Consider the following 18,803-nt stretch of genomic DNA (forward strand, 5'->3'; position numbering starts at 1 on the left):
CTATTCCACCGCCACCACATCCGCCTCGCCGAGCGAGATCCAGTACCGCCGCGCGGGCCCGAGTTCGGTGTCCCGGATTTCCTCGAGCACCCCGCCGTGCCGTTCGATCGTCTTCGCCGAGGCGAGATTGTCCGCCGCGCAGATGGCCAGGATCCGGTCCATGCCCAAAGCCCTTGCCTGGTCGAGCATCCGGCCGAGCGCCCACGTCGCCAGTCCACGGCGGCGGGCGGACGGTCGGATGCCGTAGCCGATGTGACCCGACCGTTCCGCGAACTCGTCAAACCGGAGCGCGATCCCACCGATCACCCGATCACCTTCGACGATCCACCGGTACACACACGACCTCGCACCGGACATCCGCGCGACCCACGCCGCGAACCCGTCCGCCGACTCGACCTCGTCCGACGCCCGCAACCCGAAACCGTCCTCGTGCAGACCGGGACCCCACTCCGCGTGCGCCTCCAGCCACGCGGCATGCAGACGCGTGGTCGGCGCGATCAGCTCGGGCATAGCAGGACCCTACCGAGCGACCTACGTGCCGGGTCTCCCGTCCGCCCGGTAGCTGCGGGCGATGAGCGCCGAGCGCAGATGCCACATCCCGTTCGCCGGCGCGGCGTCGAGACCGGTCAGCTGGGCGGTGCGTTTGAGGCGCAGGTCGACGGTGTTGGGGTGCACGTGGAGTGCGCGGGCGGTGCGCCGCCGGTCGAGGCTGTGCGCCACGTAGCAGTAGAGGGTGGCGAGCAATTCCGGGTGTTCGTCGAGGGGGTCGAGCAGCGCGGCGAGGAATTCGCGGCCGGGTCCGGGGCGGGTCAGCTGGTACTCGAGCGCCAGGTCCGGGAACCGGTGCAGCGCGCCGCTGACGCCGAGGCGCTGCGCCATGTCGAGCAGATTGTGCGCGTCCTCGGCGCGGGCCGGGATGTCGGAGGCCGGTGAGCGCACGACGACGGCGGTGATCGGGGTGCCCGCCGCGTTCAGGACGTCGTCGAACAACGAGTCGAGCCGGTCGTCGGAGAAGGACGTCGGCAGCATCACGGTGCCGCCGTGGACCGACAGGATCGACAGCGCCGCTCCCTCGCTTCGCTCGGCGAACTCGGTCTCGATCCGATACAGCCTGCGCCGGGCGGCGACGCGGTGATCCAACCCGAGGCGCGACTCCTCGCAGGGCGGGATCCCCACCGCGAAGATCCAGTACTCCTCGGCCAGTTCGACGCCGCACTGACGGGCGGCGGCCGCCGTGGCCCGTCCGGCGCGCAGGGCCTCGGCGAAGGTGCGCGTCGTCGTCTGGTGCTGGGGCGCCGTGGCGCGGAGTTCGCGCACATAGCCGCGGGAGATCGTCGAGGTGATGACGCCGAGCAAGTCGACGACGGCGGCCGTCTTGCGCCGCAGGTCGGCATAGTCCTGGGCGGTCGGGTCGTGGGCGCCCGGCAGTCTGGACCGCCCGGCGACCATGTCCATCCCCGCCCGGAACGCCTCGTGCACAGCGCGAAGCACCGTCTCCAGCGGGATCCCGCCCCGTGCCCACACCCCGGCCGCCAGCTCGAGTTGCGCGGTGCCGTCCCCGCCGTCGGCACCGACCGCGAGCCGCAGACTCTCGCGAATCGCGGTGATCTCGCACTGCGCGGCGCCGCCCGGCCGCGGTGCGACGGCCGCGAGGAAATAGGCGACCACCCGCTGCGCGAGTCTGCCGATATCGCCGAGCGCTCCGACCGGGTGTCCGGTCGACGGTCTCGAGTCGTTGTCGTGGGCGTCGATCTCCATCAGACCGACGCGCGTAGCGCGTTCCTGTAGCAACTGTCGCTCCTATCACCTGCTTCGGGTCGGACCGGCTCGCCATGAGCGACACTATGGTCGGATCGAGTCCCGAAGTGTCCAACAATTCGGACACTGGTGTGGGTGCGACTTCGCCCTGTTCACGGGCACCGCGGGTCACCCGTAGACGGCGTCCCTGGCGCGGGCGTAAGTGTCGCGGATGGCCTGGCCGGTGGCCACGCCCGCCGCGGAGGGGTGGATTTCCGCGGCCCTGCGGGTCGGCCAAGGCGGGGGAGCGGGGGTGCCCGCGAGGGCCCAGGCGGCTTGGCGGGCCGCGCCGAGGGCGACGTATTCTTCGGGTTCGGGGATCGTGACGGGTCGGCCGAGGATCTGCGCGGCGATCGCGCGGACGAGGGACGAGCGGGCGGCGCCGCCGATGAGGAGGACGCGGCGCGGTGCGATGCCGGTGGCGACGAGGCGGTCGAGGGCGTCGGCCATGTTGCAGAGCATGCCCTCGTAGGTGGCGCGGGCGAGGTGCCAGGAGTGCATATTGCGTGGCCGCAGACCGTGCAGGCTGCCCGTCGCGTGCGGCAGATTGGGGGTGCGTTCGCCGGTGAGGTACGGGAGCAGGACGAGTCCTTCGGCGCCCGGGGGAGCTTGGGCCGCAAGGGCTTCCAGACCGTAAAGGTCGACGCCGAGAAGCTGCGCGGAGGCGGTGAGCACGCGCGCCGCGTTGAGCGTGCAGACTAGTGGAAGGAACGAACCGGTCGCGTCGGCGAACCCGGCGATGGCGCCGGACGGGTCGGCGCTCGGCGCGCTGCCGCGCGCGTAGACGGTGCCGCTGGTGCCGAGGGACATCACGACGTCGCCGGGTTCGAGCCCCAATCCCAGTGCGGCCCCGGCGTTGTCGCCGGTACCCGCCGCGACCAGTGCGCCCGTGGCGGTGCGTCCCGCGGATTCGGCCGGTCCGAGCACCCGCGGCAGCTGCGGTGTGCGTCCACGAAAAGCCAGAGATACCAAGTCTTCTCGGTAGCGTTCCGTCGCAGGCGACCAGTAGCCGGTACCCGAGGCGTCGCCGCGGTCGGTGACGGGTTCGGCATCCGGGCCGCGTAACCGCCAGGTCAGGTAATCGTGCGGCAGCAGGATTCGCCGGGCGCGGTCGGCGAGATCGGGTTCGTGATCGGCGAACCAGCGCAGCTTCGTGACGGTGAACGCGGCGACCGGCACGCTGCCCACCGCGTCGGCCCACGCGCCAGGACCACCGAGCTCGCGAACGAGGTCCTCGGCCGCCGCGGCCGAGCGAACGTCGTTCCACAGCAACGCATCTCGCAGTGGTAGGCCGTCGGCGTCCAGCGCGACCATGCCGTGCTGCTGTCCGGCCACCGCGATCGCGTCGACCCGATCGAGCAGCCCGTTGCCCGCGGCGCGCAGCGCGTCCCACCAAGCCTCGGCGGGCACGGCGGTGCCGTCGGGATGCGGTGCGGTGCCCCGCTCGAGCACCGCACCGGTCGCCGCGTCGCAGACGACGATCTTGCACGACTGGGTGGAGCTGTCCACCCCGGCCACCCGTGTCATCCGGACCGGTCCGGGCGGATCTGGATCTTGCGGCCGACGCCCTCGCGGAAAGCCGTGAGCGCGTCGGGAAATTCGTCGAGTGCGAAGCCGTGGGTGATCATGGTGTCGGCGTCGATCACGCCCTTGCCCATCAACTCCACCGCCCGTCCGAAACTGTGCAGCACCGCCATCGAGCCGACGATGGTGATCTCGTCGTTGTAGACACGGAACGGGGAGAAGGCGGCGGTCGCCGCGCCGGGCGCGACGCCGAACTGCTGATACACCCCGCCGCGCCGGACCCTGGTCAAACCGTCCTCGATCGCGGGGATCGCCCCGGTGCAGTCGATGACGATCTCCCACCCCCGCGGACGGTCGAAGCCGTCGGCCTCGGTCCCGACCGCGTCCGCGCCGAGTTTCTCGGCCACCGCGAGCCGCGCGGTGTTCAGATCGACGACCGAGACCGACGCCGCGCCCGCCACTCGCGCCAACTGGAGCATCAGCAGTCCCATGGTGCCCGCGCCGTAGAGCAGATAGTGGGCGCCGAGCGCGCGGGGCAGCACGTCGAAGGCGTGCACGGCGCAGGACAGCGGTTCGACCAGCGCGCCGTGGCTCAGCGAGACCGAATCCGGCAGTCGGTGGCAGTTGGCGGCGGGCACCGCGACGTACTCGGCCATCGCACCGTCCACGGTGTCGCCGATCGCGCCCCAGCGCTCGCACAGATTGCCGCGGCCGATCGCGCAGTAGTGGCAGGCCCCGCAGAACAGCGAGGGATCCACCGCGACCCGATCGCCCGTCGCGACGCCAACCACGTCGTTGCCGACGGCGACCACCTCGCCCGCGAACTCGTGCCCCGGCACGATCGGATACGGCGTCGGCGGAAACTCGCCGTCCACGATGTGCGCGTCGGTGCCGCAGATTCCGACCGCGGCGACGCGCACCACCACCGCGCCGGGACCGGGGACCGGATCCGGCACGGTCTGCACCGAACAACGACCTGGCGTCTCGATGACCACCGCGCGCATCCTTCTACCATGCACCCGGATCACGGTGCGGTGGCGCATTTCGGGTATTCGCGCCCGCGATCGGGCACACTGACCCGGTGCGTGCGGACCCGAGTCGACCAACCGACGATCCCGATCCGGCGGCGGTTCGGACCGAGTTCGACCCCGCCGCGACCGAGCATCCGTTTCTGGAACTGGCCAGGGGCGAACGAAACTGGATCCGGGCTCGTCGCCTACCCGACGGCATGTACGAACTCCAGCACCGCGGCGGTGCGGATCCGCGCCACTTCGAGTTGTACACCTCCGACCACTGCCTGGTCCGCGACCTGTTGTGCGCCTGGCTCGACGACGCTCCCGGCTGGTCCGAGGCCGCGGTCTGGTCTCCTGTCGATCCGGCGATCGAGGAACTCGAACGCGTGCGCAGCGAATTGTCCGGGTTGCTCGGCGGTTTGACGGTGCTCGACGACCTCGGGGCGGGACTGGATCTGGCGCTGGCGCGCGCGGACGAGCTGATGAGCGATCTGGATGCCGCCGCGCTGGAGCTGCCTGGTCAGCCCTGATACCACCATGCGGTGCTGGCGATCTCGGCGCGTTCCAGCGGCAGGTAGGTTCCCGGATCCGACCACCCGAGCGCCTGCACGGTGACGCGCAACTCGCTGTGGAAGCAGATCGGGTCGCGCACGTGCCACCGGTACATGCCGAACCGCTGATCGGCCTCGTAGCAGCGGTCGGGCGGAAGCACCTGCGGCAGGCCGAGATACGGCGTGGAGTAGGTGCGATAGCGGCCGTCCATGTCGAAGTTCCACGCGCCGCCGAAGTAGTCCTCGGTGCCGGTGCCGCAGATGCTCGGGTGGTCGGTGTCGCCGTCTAGATAGAACTTCAGCTCGCCCTCGCCCCACCACCCCGGGTCGCCGGGCCGGATGGCGAGATAGGTGCCCACGTAACGCCCCCGCCCCGTGAGGCCGTCGAGAATGGTGTGCACCGCAGGGCTGCCCAGCGGTGCGCTGCGCCGCCACGCGGTGTGCAGGTAGCCGGCCTCGTCGGGCACGTCCTCTTCGGTGTAGGTGATCTGGTAGTACACCGGTACCGCCCGGTCCGCGCCGTTGTGCAACGTGATCCGCGCGTGTCGGCGAAAAGGCATGGGCCAGTAGCTGTTCAGACCGCCCGCCGGGGCGACCACGATCATCTCCGAGTTCACCAGCGCGAGCTCGTCCCACCCGTTGCAGAAGAAGTCGCCGAGCGGCAGCCATACGGCGGGTTGCGCGGCGTCGTCCCAGTGCATGCGCAGGGTCAGTTCGCGCAGTGCCGTGCGGTCGGTGGTGAGCCAGAAGTGGCGCACCACACCGGGGCCGGGCACGTCGGCCAGAATCGCGGTGTCGCCGGGCTGGAGCAGGATGGACGGCGAGACCTTCCATCCGACGCCCAGATCACGCGCGGCGTGCGCGCCGGTGCCGTCGGTCGCGCGGGCCCCCATACCTGCCGCGCCGGTGGGATTCTCGGCGCTGATCGACCGGGTACGCGCGGCATCGAGCCGCCACACTTCCGAGGGCGACCCGGCCGCGGTCACAGCCCGGGCCAGCCGTACTGGACGGGTCCGCTAGCCGGTCCGGCCATGCGCGCGGCGCCCCCGGTGGCCGCGGCAACGGGTTCGGCCTGCTGCGGGGCTACGCCCTGTGCGGCCAGTTCCTTACGAACCTGATCCATGTCCAGCCAGCGCACCTGCTGCACGACCTCCTCGAGATCGGCGGCGGGCAGGAACCCCGCCTGGTTGTACACCAGCAGACCCTCGCGGAAGGCCATCAGCGTCGGGAACCGGTCGACCTGCGCCATCGCCGTCAGCGCCACCTCGGCCTCGATGTCGACCTTGCCGTGCACGATGTCGGGGTGCTGATCCGAGGACGCCTCGTACACGGGCGCGAAATGGCGGCACGGGCCGCACCAGCCCGCCCACCAGTCGATCAGCACGATGTGGTTGCCGCTGACCACTTGGTGAAAGTTCTGTTCTGTCAAGGTCACTGTGGGCAATTCGGGTCCTCCCTGCCGGTTCTGCCTCAAGCATCCTGGCACGACGTCCGAGGATCAGGAAGACGGGTGCGCCCGGCGTTGCTCGGCCGCGAGGAAGTGCGCGATGTCGGCCGTCGCGGTGTAGAGCTCGCGGTAGCGCCGGTAGTACGGCTCGTAGCCCGCGGTGCGCGCCGGATCGGGGACGACGGTGTCGGCCACCGGGTTCCACGCCGAGGTGTCGAGACCGGCCGCGGTGGCGGCCAGCATGGCGTCACCGAGGCAGGCGCCGACGGTGTCGGCGGGCAGCTGCTGCGGCAGACCGGTGACCTCGGAGACGATCCGCGTCCACAGTCCGCCCTTGGTGCCGCCGCCGACGGCGACCAGCCGCCGCGCCTGCCCGCCCGCCTCGGTCATCGCCTCCAGGTTGTGCCGGACGCCGTAGGCGATCGACTCCAGCGCCGCGCGGTACAACTCGGCGCGGCCGTGGCGCAGCGTCAGTCCGGCCACGATGCCGCGCGCGTCGGGATCGAACAGCGGGGTGCGCTCACCCGCGAAATAGGGGAGTGCCAGCAGGCCGCGGCTGCCCGCGGGCACCGTGGCTGCTTCGGTCACCAGCTCGCCGTAGTCCCCGCCGACCAGATCGCGCAGCCATTCGGTGACCGCGCCGGAGGTGGCCATGCCCGCCGCGAGAGTGTATGTGCCTGGCCATGTTCCGCAGGTTCCCCAGAGACCGGGATGCGGGACCGGCTCGGTCACCACCTGGACAAGGAACATGGTGGTGCCGTACATGATCATGGCGTCGCCGGGCGCGCGCACGCCGACGCTCTCGGCCTCGGCCCAGGCGTCGATGGTTCCGGTGGTGACCGGAAGACCCGAGGGCAGGCCCGTCGCCGCGGCGGCCGCCGTGCTCACCCGTCCGACGATCTCGGTGGGCCACGCCAGTTCGGGCAGCGCGAGTCCGGGGGCCACCGCCTCGGCCCAGTCCGCCGCCCACTCGCGCTTGCGCAGATCGTAGAGCGGCACGCACTGGCTGGCGGATTGGTGATCGAGCACGTATCGGCCCGTAAGGCGTTGCACCAGAAAGGAACTCGCCATCAGCAGCAGCTCGGTCCGGTCGGCGACCTGCGGTTCGTGTCGCGCCAGCCAGCGAAGCTTGGGTCCGACCGCCTGACTCGTCAGCGGCGAACCGGCCCGCTCCAGCACGGCGTCGGCGCCGAATTCCGTGTTCAATTCCTCGATTTCGGCCGTCGCGCGGGTATCGACACCGTAGAGCACGGCCGGGCGCAACGGATTTCCGGCACCGTCGGCGGGCAGCAGGCACGGCCCGATGCCGGACACCGCGAGACCGTCGACGTCGGCCCCGCCTGCCGCCACCAGCTCGCTGGTGATCGCGACGAAATCCGACCACCACACCGTCTCCGCGTCGTGCTCCACCCACCCCGGACGCGGCGTCGAGACCGCATGGGCGCGTTCGGCTCTCGCGACGACCGTGCCGTCCGCGCGGACAAGCACTCCCTTGGTGGTCGAGGTTCCGATATCGATGCCCAGGAACACGATCACCTCCGTTGCCGGTGCATGGTCATCGCGGGTCGCGGGTGAACTCGTCGAGCGTGACGCCGAGCAACTCACAGGTCGCACGCACGGCAGCACGGTGGTCGCCCGGCACGCCGTGAATGTGGTTGGCGCCGAAGCGAGACAGGAAATCCTCGGCGCGCGCGTCGAGCCGGGCGAACGCGTGCGGCCACTCCCTGGTGGATTGTTTCATCAGCGATTCGTTGGTCTGCTCGTCGTAGGTCTCGAACTCGCCGAGCATCAGCTGCATCCGATAGTCGCCGTCCTTGCGGGTCAGCCGGGCCAAGGTCATCGTGCCCGGCGCGGCGAGGTGGTGCACCGACGCGCCGCCCGCCGGGAAGAAGAACACCTCCGGGTAGAGGTGCACCCTGGCGAGGTTCTCCGCCGGATCGGCGCTGCGGGCGGCGAACCAGGTCGCGTGCTGACCGGAATTGCACAGATCCCAGATGTCGCGATCGGCGTGATAGTGCCGGACGTCGGCGAACAGCACGGGGGTCTTCGCGAGGTGTTTGAGCAGCTGCATGGTGAGCGCGCCGTCCATGTCGGCCTCGGTAGCGCAGACGTGGGTCTGCTTGGGGCCGTTCCAGTCGTAGGGGTCGTTGAGGAACGCCTCGGTGACATCCATCGTCGCGAAGTACTGGGTGAGCTCCGGCTGGCCCTTGATCCCGGAGAAATCCAGCCGCCACTGCGCGATCAGCTCGCGCACGGCCAGGTAGGAGCGGATCTGTCGTTCCAGCAGCTCCGGGGTGAGTTTCGCGCCGTCGTAGTGCACGGTGGCGTGGCGTTCGAGCCATTCCCTCGCGGCCTTGGCCTCACCGGCATCCGCCTGCTCGGCCCGGCGCACGATCTCCCACTGGTCGATCTCCTCCACGTCGATGCCGAACAGCCGCTGCCACTGATCGGTGTTGGCGACGGCGGTGTTCATGCCCATCGGCCGCCCGCCGAAGCGCCCGAAAGTGCTGCCGCGCAACGCCGAGACGGCCGCTGCCGCCGTCGCCCGCACGCCGATCGCCTCGATCAGCGCGGCGTCCTCCGGATCGCCCCACAACCGGGTGTGCGCGCGGCCGACCTGGTCCAGCGCGCCACCCGCGGCGAGCATTCCGACCATTCCCGGCTGCACCGGGTCGATGTTCGAAAGCAACAGCAGCGGACCGGGTGTCGCGCCCGCGGCGAGCATGCTGAAGTGCGGGAAAGCCCAGACGGCGTAGTGCAGCACGGTGAGATCGACGCCCGCGGCGGCCACCTCGCGCGCCACCGATCCGGCCAGCGCGTTGTCACTGATGATGTCCGTGCCGCGCACCACCTCGTGCCCCGCCGCGGTCAGCGCGGCGACGAGACGGTCCTCGGTGGTGCGGATGAAGTCCGCGATGCCGGTGTGCACGTAGTCGCGGCCGTCGGAAACGCTGATCACGCCGATACGGGCCATGCCGTTACCTCCACGCGGGTGGGTGGGCGGATAGTCGACTCGCTCAACAGATACCAGGCGACCCAGCCGGATCGGCGCCTTTCGGCGGAACGGAGCCGGGATCGTCACAAAGGCGCCGGGGTCAGCGCGGCACGGCGATGCCCGCGGGCGGCGGCGGGAAGGTGAGCGGCGCGAGGTGGACACCGCCCTGCCCCCAGCCCGCGCTGGTGACCCACCAGCGGTCCGCGTGCCGGACGACCTCGGCGGCGTGCGCGGCCACGTGCCCGATCTTGTCGCCGATGCGGAAGCGAAAAGGGTTGTCGCTGCGGAAGATATCGGTGCCGACGTAGCCGGGTCGCGGGCCGATGAACAGGTACCAGCGGTCGTCGTGGCGCACCACGAACGGCGACTCGGTGTTGCCCGCCTCGGTGCCGATCGTCGGATCGGCGTACGCGATGTGCCGCTCGCCCCAGCGCCACAGGTCGGTGCTGAGCCGATAGGCGACCACGTGGTGACCGCCCTCCGGCGCGCTCGTCGCGCAGTAGTACATCGCCCACTTCTCGCCGATGCGCAGCACCATCGGGTCCCGGGCGTCGTAGCCGTCGCGGAACAGCGGCCCGCCGGGCGCGCGCTCCCAGCGGACGAGGTCGGTGGAGGTGGCGAGATTGATCGCCGCCCTGGTGCGATCCTGGCCGCCCGCCGCGTAGAACATGAAGTACGTTGCACCGGAACGGATCACGTACGGCGCCCAGAGGTGGGTCTCGCCGTGGTACCCGGGATCGACCGTCAACGCGGTCTCCTGTTTGGTCCACGGCCCGAGCAGATCGGGTGCCGTGGCGTGCGCGAACTCGATCTCGTGGAACGGATCGGCGGGTTCGGGATGGGTGATGCCGAACAGGTGCCAGCCGCCGTCCCGATCCCGCACGATCGTGTGGTCGTTGATGTACCACGGCCGCGCTTCGCCCGCGCTCGGGTCGTAGATGTTGGTGAACCGGCCCGCCCGGACCACTTCCCGCGTCGCCATACGACCATGATCCCGCCGCGCACGGCACGGCGGGATCGGTTGGCGAGTAGTCGGCGCGGCCGAGCGCGTTCCTCGGCCGTCTGGTGCCGGTCAGTCCTCGACCAGCACCCTGCGCAGGTCGCTCAGTTCGCGGTCGCCGAGGCCGTGAGCGCGCAACCAGCCCGCCGCGCCACCGTGGTCGGCGTGCAGCCTGGTCAGGAACTCGCTCATGACGGTCGGTTCCACCGCGAGGATTCCGGTGCGCACCGGTGGTAGGCCGTGGTACGACGGGAGGGCGTCGAGGCGGGCCCGCACCCGCGCCATCCGTTCGCCGGAGAGGGCGTAGTCCGCGGCGATGAACTCCGCGGACACGCCGACGGCGTCCAGCAGCACCGCGGCGAGCACGCCGGTGCGGTCCTTGCCCGCGGCGCAGTGGAAGACCACCGAATGCCGTTCGGTGTCGGTGATCAGTCGCACGGCGGTGAGCACCGATTCGACGCTGCCGTCCAGTAGTTCGCGATAGAGCGCGACAAGGTCGTAGTGCTTGGCGTCGGGGACGAGGTCGGCGGGGGTGGCGGTGGTCGCTGCCGCCTTGCGCACCGGCAGGTTGACCAGCTCGACGGCCGCGTCGCCGAGCAGGCCGTAGCCCTCCCGCTCGACCTCGTCGGGATTGCGCAGGTCGATCAGGGTGCGCAGGCCGACCTGCCCGGTCAGCAGAAGCAGATCGTCCTCGGTCAGATGCTGCGGAGTGCTGGCCCGGTACACCGTGCCGAACCGCGTGACGCCGCCGCCGGACACCGGAAGCCCGCCGAGGTCGCGGACGTTGTCGATCTCGGCGAATTCGACCCATCGCCGCGGGGAACTGTCGGTGTGCATGTCAGTGGGCCCGGCCCGCCGCGGCCTCGTCGGCGCGGCTGAGCCCGCACAGACCGATGAGGTCTTCGTGCAATTCGAACCACACGGTGTGGTAGCTGTCCATGATCGGGCGCGCCACCCAGGTGTGGTCGCCGCCGTCGATCCGTTCGACCGCGCGATCCAGCCGGTCCGCGTAACGGGACAACCGGGGCGCGATCTCGCCGATCCGGCGCACCAGCGGCAAGACGCGGCCGTGCACGGTGCGCAGCCGATCCAGCACCGCGGCGTCGTAGACGGCGTCGGTGTGGTCGTTGACGGTCGCGGTGTCCTTCATCTGCCAGGCGGTGATGATCTCCTTGAGTTCGGCGTTGAACGCGCAGAATTCGTCGTAAGCGGTCGCGATCACGGTGGGGTCCACCGTCTCTCGCTCGGCGTCGAGCAGGCGGGTGAGTTCGGCACGACCTTCCGGCGTGAGACGCACGCCGACCGGAGTGCTCGCGCACAGTCCGCGGGCGACGAGATCCGCGCAGCGCGCACCGGTTTCGGTGGCGTCGCCCGCCAGGCTGTCCGCGACGGCGTCGGGCGCGACCCGGCCCTTGATGCCGATCAGGCGAAGGAGGTCGAGGTCGGGGGTGGTGTGCTGCTGCGTCCGGCTGCCGCGCGGGGTGGTGTGCGACAGAACCTCGTCGGACGCAGGCGAAGTCCCTGCTGTCATGTGTCCATTTTCGGTCGAACCGGTTGCCGAGAAGGCGTTTTCGCCGTCTCGTGCGGCGAGCAGTCCGACCAGTTCGCCCGGATGGACCGCAGCCCAGCGGGCGAGCTGAGCCACGTCCTCGATCACACTGTCCTCTACCGCTTTTCCGGTGACCTCGCCGAGCCACACCGCGCCCGCGCCGCCGTCCACGGTGATCACCCGTCCGGCCAGCGCCGCTACCACGCCCGGTCCGCAGCCGACCACGCACGGCCTGCCCAGTTCCCGGCTCACCAGCGCGGCATGCGAAGTGGCGCCGCCGAGTTCGGTGACGATGGCCCGCGCCGCGATCATGCCGTGCAGGTCGTCGGGGCTGGTGGTAGGTCGCGCCAGGACGACGTCTTCGCCTGCGGCGGCGCGGGTTTCGGCCTCGTCGGGATCGGTGACGACGATGCCGGAGGCCAGTCCGGGGCAGGCCGACTCGCCGCGGGCCAGCGGCGGCTGATCGGTCTCGATGCCCGAGGCGGGGCGCAGCACCGTGCGGACCTGCTCGGCGTCGACGCGGGACAGCGCCGTCGCCGGATCGATGAGTCCCTCGCCCGCCATGGCGACCGCGGCGCGGACGGCCGCGCGGGCCGACCGCTTCGCGGGCCGCGACTGCAACAGCCACAGCCTGCCGGACTCCACGGTGAACTCGATGTCCTGGATATCGCGGCCGTCCCGTTCCAGCAGGTCGGCGGCGGCGAGCAGCTGCCTGTGCACGTCGGGCATGGTGACCGCGAGCTCGTCGAGCGGACGCGGGGTGGTGCGGCCGGAGACGACGTCCTCGCCCTGGCCGCCGACCAGCCATTCGCCGAACACGCTGCGCTCGCCGGTGTTCGGATTGCGGGAGAACAGCACGCCGGTGCCGGAGAGCGCGTCGAGGTTGCCGAATACCATGGCCTGCACCGTGACCGCGGTGCCGAGGTCGTCGGAGACGCCGCGGCTGCGTCGATAGGTCTTGGCGCGCGCGGAATCCCAGGATCGGAAGACCGCCGCGATGGCGCCACGCAGCTGTTCCCACGGATCCTGCGGGACCGCGCCCAGCGGATCGCCGAGCACGATCTCCCGGTACTGCGAGCGGAACCGGCCGTGGGTGTCCGCTGCGTAACCCGGGTTGCGCGTCTCGGCGGCGAGCGCGCGCTCGACCTCGTCGTTGATGCCGAGGTTGAGGACCGTGTCCATCATGCCGGGCATGCTCACGGCCGCGCCGGAGCGCACCGACACCAGCAGCGGCCGCTCGGTGTCGCCGAAGCGACGGCCGGTGCCGCGCTCCAGCGCCGCGACGCCCGCCCGCACCTGGAGCCAGATCTCCTCGCTCAGCGCGCCGCGCTCGCGGAAGTCGGCCCAGCCCTCGGTGGTGACGGCGAACGCGGGCGGCACCGGAAGGCCGAGCGCCCGCATGTGGTCGACGCTCCACGCTTTGCCGCCGATGCGGTCGCGGCCCAGGCCGCAGGTGCCGTCGAGTTCGGCAACGGACGGTGCGGTGCTCTCCGGGGCGGCGCGTTCGGGTCGCTCCACGGGCTCCACTCCGATCGTCATGTCACTCCTTCTGGGTTCACGTTCTCGACTCACCACCGCGGTCGGCGGGGACGCGGGGCCGATGATCGGCGTGCCAGCGGAACGGCACTCCGGGGTGCCCGGCGAACGGCACGGCATCGGCGCGACTTTCAGCCTGCCCGCGTGCGTCGGTACGTGCGTACCCGTCGTCCCGGTCAGCAGGACGTGCCGGAGTCAGGTGCTGTCTCGAGTTCGGTCAGGAGCACCGGGCCCCGATGGCCGCTACGCTCGTGATTGACGACACCACTCGGTATCGGCCTCCGCCTCGCCAGGCGAGGATCTGAGCCACGGGTGCATCCGAGGGGAATTCGAGACGGGCTCAGTTCGCGTCCCTCAGGCTCCGGCGCAGATAGTCGGCGGTGATCGAGCGCCGGTCCGCGAGTAGGTCCGTCGGCGTCCCGGCGAAGACGATCTCGCCGCCGTGCTTGCCGCCGTCGGGCCCCAGGTCGACGATCCAATCGGCCCGCTTGACCACCTCCAGGTCGTGCTCGATGACGATCACCGTGTTGCCCCCGTCCACCAGGCGGTCCAGCAGCGTCATGAGCGTGTCCACGTCGGCCATGTGCAGCCCGGTGGTCGGCTCGTCCAACACGTACACCCCGCCGCGGCGGTGCAGGTGATCGGCCAGCTTGATGCGCTGGCGTTCCCCGCCGGAGAGCGAGCTCAGCGTGCGGCCGAGGGTGAGGTAGCCGAGGCCGACGTCCGCCAGCGCCCGCAGCGGCGTCAGGATGCGCGCGTCGTCGTGCTCGTGCCAGAACTCCAGCGCCTCGGACGCCGTCATGTCGAGCACATCGGCGATCGACGCGCCGCGCACCGTGTAGCCGAGCACCCCGGGCCGGTACCGGCGGCCGTGACAGGTCTGGCACACCGTGGTCACCGGATCCATATAGGCGAGGTCGGTGAAAATGATTCCGGCCCCGCCGCATTCGGAGCACGCGCCAGCGGAGTTGAAGCTGAACAGTCCGGGTTTGACGCCGTGCGCCTTGGCGAACAGCTGACGCAGCTGATCCATGATGCCGAGATACGTCGCCGGACTCGACCGCCGCGAACCGCCGATGGCCGACTGGTCGACCGCCACCGCGTCCGGATGCGCGGCGAGGAACGCGCCGGACACCAGCGTGCTCTTGCCCGACCCGGCCACCCCGGTCACGGCGGTGAGCACGCCGACAGGAAAGCGCGCGGTCACGTTCTTCAGGTTGTACCGATCGGCTCCCGTCACCGTGAGCCAGCCCGTCGGCGTGCGCGGGCTCTCGTTGACCGGTCGGGTCTCGCGCAGCCGTTCCCCGGTGAGCGTGCCGGAGGCGCGCAGCTTCTCGACGCTGCCCTGGAACACTACCGTGCCACCGTCGGCGCCCGCGCCGGGACCCATGTCCACCACATGATCGGCGACCGCGATGACGTCGGGGGAGTGCTCCACCACCAGCACCGAATTGCCCTTGTCCCGCAACTGGATCAGCAGATCGTTCAACCGGTGCACGTCGCGCGGGTGCATGCCGACGCTGGGTTCGTCGAAGATGTAGGTCATGCCGGTGAGGCTTGACCCGAGGTGGCGGACGACCTTGAGCCGCTGCGCCTCGCCGCCGGAGAGCGTGGACGTCTCGCGGTCGAGGGACAGGTATCCGAGGCCGACGTCCTCGACGCGGCGCAGCCTGGCGATCGCGGCGCCCGCGATGGGCGCGGCCACCGGATCGTCGATCGCGGTGAGGGTCTCGATCAGATCCGACACCTCCATCCGGCCGTAGTCGGCGATGCCGAGTCCGTCGATCCGGCTCGCCAGCGCGGCCGCGTTCAGTCGCGCACCGTCGCAGGACGGGCAGATCTGTTCGCTGACCACCGCCATCGCCGCCGCCCGGTTCTTCTCCGAGAGCGCGCTCAGATCCCGTTTGATGTAGAGCCGGTCGAAGCGTTCCAGCAAGCCCTCGTAGGCGTTGTGGCCCATGGAGCCGGTCTTGTTGAGTCGCGGCACCCGGAAACCGTTGCCGTGCAGGAACAATTGCCACTCCTCGCCGGTGAAGTCGCGCAGCGGCTTGTCCGCGTCGAAAAGGCCCGACTCGGCGTAGATCTGCCACTGGAAGGTGCCGACAGCGAAGGGGGAGAAGCGGATCGCGCCTTCGTTCAGCGACTTTCCGGTGTCGAGCAGCTTGTCCAGATCCGCGCGCACCACGTGGCCGAGGCCGCCGCATTCCTGGCACATGCCGAGCGGGTCGTTGAACGAATACCGGGTCGCCTCTCCGGCGCTCGGCACGCCGTGGCGGGAGAACAGGACGCGAATGATGGACTGGATATCGGTCATGGTGCCGACGGTGGAGCGGGAGTTGCCGCCGATCGGTTTCTGGTCCACCACCACCGCGGGCGCCAGGTTGTCGATGACGTCGGCATCCGGGCGCTCGTACTTGGGCAGCCGGTTGCGGATGAACCAGGTGAAGGTCTCGTTGAGCTGGCGTTGCGACTCCACCGCGACGGTGCCGAACACCACCGACGACTTCCCGGAACCGGACACCCCCGTGAAGACGACGATCTTGCCCTTGGGAATTCGGAGGGTCACGTCGCGCAGATTGTGCACCCGTGCTCCGACGATCTCTATGGTCTCTGCGTTCACCAGCGCCACGGTAGGCAGTAACGAGGTCGGAATCGGTCCTCATTGCGGGGCATACTGGGCCCTGTGACCGATACCGCCGCCAGGCTCCTCCAACTTCTCGCGCTGTTGCAGACGCGGCGGGAGTGGAGCGGGCCCGAACTGGCGCGGCGCCTCGGCGTCACCGTGCGCACGGTCCGCCGCGATATCGAGCGGCTGCGCGAGCTGGACTATCCCGTCCGCTCGGGGCTCGGCGCGGTCGGCGGCTACCGGCTGGAATCGGGAGCCGCGCTGCCGCCCCTGCTGCTCGACGACGAGGAGGCGGTGGCGATCACGCTCGGCTTGCGCAACGCCGCACTCGGCGGCGTCGCGGGCAGCGAGGAATCGGCCGCGCGGGCCTTGGTGAAGCTTCAGCAGGTGCTACCGGATCGGTTGCGCAGGCGGGTGGACGCGGTGCAGACCAGCACCGTCGACCTGGCCGGACCGCCCGCGGGTCCGCTGGTGGATCCCGAGATCTTGGTAGCGCTGGCCGCCTGCGCCCGCGACCACGAGCGAATGCGCTTCTCCTACCGCGACAAAGACGACGCCGAGTCGCGCAGGTTGGCCGAGCCGCACAGCCTGGTGTCGGCCGGGCGCCGCTGGTATCTCGTCGCCTGGGACGTCGACCGTGCCGACTGGCGCACATTCCGCGTGGACCGCATCGCGTCCACGCTGCCCATCGGGGTGCGTTTCCCGCCGCGCGAGCTCCCCGACGCCGACCCCGCCGCCTTCGTCACCCGCTCGCTCGCCTCGGCCCGCCCGGTCCAGCACGTCGAACTCCTCGTCCACGCCCCCGCCGCCGAACTCGCCGACCGCTTCCGCGTGCGCACCACCGAAATAGAACCCCTCGACGACCACACCTGCTTGCTCCGCACCACCGCCGACTCCCTCGAATGGACCGCCCTGCGCATAGCCCACCTCGACCTCCCCTTCGAAGTCCGCAGTCCCCCGGAAATGTCCACCCACCTCCGCGCCCTCGCCACCAAACTCCTCCGCGCGGCGGGCGATTCGCCTTGATTACTAGCGGCAGAGCATTCGGTTCGGGTGAATCAGGGTTTCCTTTCGATCCGTCCAACCGGCTCTTCGGGCACGGGGGGCGCCTGATATGAAGGTGCGGGTGGGACGTAGGAAGTTGCTGGAGCCGACCCTGACGGAGTTGCCGCACGGGCCGCATGGCCTCGCTCGTGAGCTGGTGACCGGGTCGCAGCGGCAGCGGCTCTTGTACGCGGTGACGGTAGTCGTCGCGGATCGCGGCTATCTCACCGCGACGATCGCGGATATCGCTGCGGCGGCGAAGGTTTCGCGCCGGACGTTCTACCAGCACTTCCCGGACAAGGAAGCGTGCTTTCTCGCCGCGGCCGAGACGGGCCGGGACCTGATGATCGACCACCTCGAGCGCGTGATGAGGGAGGTATTCGCCGAACCGGTGGAGCCGCTCGAGGCGCTGCGGCTCGGAATTCACGAATATCTCACCCTGCTGCGTGACGAACCGTCGTTCGCCCGCTCGTTCTATCTGGAGACCGCTCCGGCCGGGGCGCGCGCGATCGAGTCGTTCGAACGATGCCAACACTGGTTCGCCGGGTTCATCCGATCGTGGCGTGCGGGGGCGGGCCCCGTCGATCCACCGGTACCCGATGACGCGTATCTGGCGGTGACCGATGCGACCAACGAGGCCGTCCGCAGGACCCTGCGCGCCGGAGGTGACTTGCTCGAGCTCGAGGACATCGTGCTGTACATCCACCGCACGCTGCTCGGGCTCGGAGCCCCTACCGACTAGGGCACGACTTTGTCGCCAGGCCCGGTGAGGTCGCAGGAAGTATCGTCGCTGGTGTTGCCGCCTTCGGAGACAATCCTCGCGAATACCTTCGCGCAGTTGTCCCGAACGGTGCCGGAGGTGTTTCCCCTGATGGTGGAGTTCCGCAGTACTACGGTGCCCACTGGAACATCGATCACATCCGTCAACAGGCGTGGAAGGGTGTCGAGATAGGCGGGCGCCACGTTGATGCCGCCGCCCGCGTCCGAGGCACTGTTTCCGGTGACGGTCGAACGATCGAAAGTCACCACGCCCCGGCCCCGGATGTCGACGCCGCCGCCGCGCCCGGCGAATCCGCCTGGGCGGTACCACACTTCGGGATTGACGACGCGGTTGTCGGAGATCGTCGAGTCGGTGAAGGTGCAGGTGTTGTCGCATCGCACGCCGCCGGCCTCACCGGAGGTGTTGCCGGTGATGATCGTGTTTCTCGTCTGTAGGTCCGACCCTGGCACGTTGAAGATCCCGCCGCCGTACCCGGCGCTGTTACCCCGTACCGCGACATCATCGAGTACGAGGTTCGACGAATTGGAGATTCCGCCGCCGCCGGTGTCGTAGTAGGGGATCTCGTGCTGCGCGGTGACTCCGCCGGTCACGGTCGATCCCGTCAAAGTCACGGGCGCGGAGATGCTGAGCACCCTGTCGATTCCGTTGGCATCCAGCACGGTCCGATCGCGTCCCGCGCCACGCAGGGTTGTCGGCGCGGTGATGTTCAGATCTCCCGTTGTCGGATCCGGGTTGCGGCCCTGCACTTTCTGTGGGTCGGGAGGGATCGTCAAGATGTAGCTTCCCTCGGGAACCACGATCGTGCTCCCCGGCCGGGCATTGGCCGTCTGAATTGCCGCGCGTAGTGTGCAGTTGCCTGCGGCGGTACGGCACAGCCCGCTTTGCGGATCGGCCGCGGCGCCGTCCGCCGTGGTGTCGACGGTGATCACCGTCGGGGAAC

Annotated in this window: 16 protein-coding genes; 3 read left to right on the forward strand and 13 right to left on the reverse strand. The window is 70.1% G+C overall.

Annotated elements, in window-relative coordinates; genetic code table 11:
- The 4 genes from CRP45_RS01175 to CRP45_RS01190 form a co-directional block, all read right to left on the reverse strand.
- Positions 1-510: a GNAT family N-acetyltransferase gene (locus CRP45_RS01175; RefSeq protein ID WP_097243419.1), complete on the reverse strand. Its 510-nt coding sequence runs from the start codon at positions 508-510 to the stop codon at positions 1-3.
- Positions 511-531: 21 nt separating this feature from the next.
- Positions 532-1,791, reverse strand: a complete 1,260-nt coding sequence (locus CRP45_RS01180) for a PucR family transcriptional regulator (RefSeq protein ID WP_143861295.1) — start codon at positions 1,789-1,791, stop codon at positions 532-534.
- 135 nt (positions 1,792-1,926) lie between these two features.
- Positions 1,927-3,324: a xylulokinase gene (gene xylB, locus CRP45_RS01185; RefSeq protein WP_097243421.1), complete on the reverse strand. Its 1,398-nt coding sequence runs from the start codon at positions 3,322-3,324 to the stop codon at positions 1,927-1,929.
- Entirely contained in the window at positions 3,321-4,325 is a 1,005-nt protein-coding gene (locus CRP45_RS01190) for a zinc-dependent alcohol dehydrogenase family protein (RefSeq protein ID WP_097243422.1), read from the reverse strand. Before CRP45_RS01190 ends, xylB begins: the two co-directional genes overlap by 4 nt.
- Before the next feature lie 77 nt (positions 4,326-4,402).
- Here CRP45_RS01190 and CRP45_RS01195 point away from each other — a divergent pair, with 77 nt between their 5' ends.
- Complete coding sequence (locus tag CRP45_RS01195; protein ID WP_097243423.1) at positions 4,403-4,864, forward strand: hypothetical protein; 462 nt, start codon at positions 4,403-4,405, stop codon at positions 4,862-4,864.
- Here the strand turns inward: CRP45_RS01195 and CRP45_RS01200 are convergent.
- The 8 genes from CRP45_RS01200 to CRP45_RS01235 form a co-directional block, all read right to left on the reverse strand.
- Entirely contained in the window at positions 4,855-5,871 is a 1,017-nt protein-coding gene (locus tag CRP45_RS01200) for a glycoside hydrolase family 172 protein (protein WP_245909808.1), read from the reverse strand. The two genes, CRP45_RS01195 and CRP45_RS01200, sit on opposite strands and share 10 nt — an antisense overlap.
- Complete coding sequence (locus CRP45_RS01205; protein WP_308209474.1) at positions 5,868-6,320, reverse strand: thioredoxin family protein; 453 nt, start codon at positions 6,318-6,320, stop codon at positions 5,868-5,870. Before CRP45_RS01205 ends, CRP45_RS01200 begins: the two co-directional genes overlap by 4 nt.
- Positions 6,321-6,383: 63 nt before the next feature.
- Complete coding sequence (locus tag CRP45_RS01210; RefSeq protein WP_342746965.1) at positions 6,384-7,862, reverse strand: FGGY-family carbohydrate kinase; 1,479 nt, start codon at positions 7,860-7,862, stop codon at positions 6,384-6,386.
- Positions 7,863-7,887: 25 nt separating this feature from the next.
- Positions 7,888-9,306 carry an L-fucose/L-arabinose isomerase family protein gene (locus tag CRP45_RS01215; RefSeq protein WP_097243426.1) on the reverse strand — a complete coding sequence of 473 codons (1,419 nt, stop codon included), beginning with the start codon at positions 9,304-9,306 and terminating at the stop codon, positions 7,888-7,890.
- Between the two features lie 121 nt (positions 9,307-9,427).
- Positions 9,428-10,309, reverse strand: a complete 882-nt coding sequence (locus CRP45_RS01220; protein ID WP_097243427.1) for a glycoside hydrolase family protein — start codon at positions 10,307-10,309, stop codon at positions 9,428-9,430.
- Between the two features lie 90 nt (positions 10,310-10,399).
- A complete protein-coding gene (locus CRP45_RS01225) occupies positions 10,400-11,164 on the reverse strand; it encodes a tyrosine-protein phosphatase (protein ID WP_097243428.1) in 765 nt (254 codons plus the stop codon).
- A gap of 1 nt (position 11,165) precedes the next feature.
- Complete coding sequence (locus CRP45_RS01230; RefSeq protein WP_097243429.1) at positions 11,166-13,415, reverse strand: pyruvate, phosphate dikinase; 2,250 nt, start codon at positions 13,413-13,415, stop codon at positions 11,166-11,168.
- A gap of 337 nt (positions 13,416-13,752) precedes the next feature.
- Positions 13,753-16,032, reverse strand: a complete 2,280-nt coding sequence (locus tag CRP45_RS01235; protein WP_245909809.1) for an ATP-binding cassette domain-containing protein — start codon at positions 16,030-16,032, stop codon at positions 13,753-13,755.
- 63 nt (positions 16,033-16,095) lie between these two features.
- Here CRP45_RS01235 and CRP45_RS01240 point away from each other — a divergent pair, with 63 nt between their 5' ends.
- On the forward strand, positions 16,096-17,064 hold the full coding sequence (locus CRP45_RS01240; RefSeq protein ID WP_097243430.1) for a helix-turn-helix transcriptional regulator: 969 nt from the start codon (positions 16,096-16,098) through the stop codon (positions 17,062-17,064).
- 100 nt (positions 17,065-17,164) lie between these two features.
- Positions 17,165-17,824, forward strand: coding sequence for a TetR/AcrR family transcriptional regulator (locus CRP45_RS01245; protein WP_169810798.1), 660 nt, complete (start codon positions 17,165-17,167; stop codon positions 17,822-17,824).
- Here the strand turns inward: CRP45_RS01245 and CRP45_RS01250 are convergent.
- On the reverse strand, positions 17,821-18,792 hold the full coding sequence (locus CRP45_RS01250; protein WP_179830723.1) for a CSLREA domain-containing protein: 972 nt from the start codon (positions 18,790-18,792) through the stop codon (positions 17,821-17,823). The two genes, CRP45_RS01245 and CRP45_RS01250, sit on opposite strands and share 4 nt — an antisense overlap.
- Positions 18,793-18,803: the final 11 nt, after the last annotated feature.

Origin of the sequence: Nocardia amikacinitolerans, assembly GCF_900215415.1 — a bacterium.
Taxonomy (GTDB): Bacteria; Actinomycetota; Actinomycetes; order Mycobacteriales; family Mycobacteriaceae; genus Nocardia; species Nocardia amikacinitolerans.